Genomic DNA, 331 nt, shown 5'->3' on the forward strand with positions numbered 1-331 from the left:
AACGAATGTTTTTATCTTTTGCTTTTTGTAATCAATAATGGTAACCCTAACGGTTTTTAATGAAGAAATCAGTCAATCTGGATTTTGATAGAATAAGCAAGTATTACCAGCAAGTCAGTAAATCCGGATTCTTTCAGGATGTTTCTGTCAAACTCTGGAATGACTTAGGTATGGATGAGGTGTTTTTTAAAATAGATCATACTCTTACCAAATACGGAGAGCAATTCTTGTATTATTCCCTTCGATTGGTTAAAAAGGGGCCATTGGTAGACGAAAGTTTAGAATCAACAATTCAGTTACTCGATAAAAACCCAGGTTTTAAATCCTTTTT

The 331-nt window shown here is 33.2% G+C and carries 1 protein-coding gene; it reads left to right on the forward strand.

The window, feature by feature from the left end:
* Positions 1-59: 59 nt before the first annotated feature.
* The coding region (locus JEM65_RS21205) for a hypothetical protein (protein WP_439953523.1) at positions 60-331 on the forward strand (272 nt) is incomplete at its 3' end.

Source organism: Gelidibacter salicanalis (assembly GCF_016469035.1).
In the GTDB taxonomy this organism is placed as follows: Bacteria; Bacteroidota; Bacteroidia; order Flavobacteriales; family Flavobacteriaceae; genus Gelidibacter; species Gelidibacter salicanalis_A.